At 50.2% G+C, this 247-nt stretch carries 1 protein-coding gene; it reads left to right on the top strand.

Features of this window, described 5'->3' with window-relative positions:
- On the top strand, nucleotides 1-247 hold a 247-nt coding region (locus ACTHTJ_RS11055; protein ID WP_440361026.1), incomplete at both ends, for a transposase.

Consider the following 247-nt stretch of genomic DNA (forward strand, 5'->3'; position numbering starts at 1 on the left):
GTAAAGACAGCGATGCCCGTTGGATAAAGAAAAGCGGCCTCTACAAACTCGGTTACAAACAACATACCCGTACCGATGCGGAAGGCTATATTGAGAAACTGCACATTACCCCTGCCAATGCCCATGAGTGCAACCATCTGTTGCCTTTGCTGGAAGGTATTGCCGAAGGTACGACCGTCTATGCCGACAAAGGCTATGACAGTAAGGAAAACCGGCAACATCTGGAAGGGCATCAGTTGCTGGACGG

It is taken from the genome of Neisseria sp. P0018.S001 (assembly GCF_051957355.1).
Lineage (GTDB): Bacteria > Pseudomonadota > Gammaproteobacteria > Burkholderiales > Neisseriaceae > Neisseria > Neisseria subflava_A.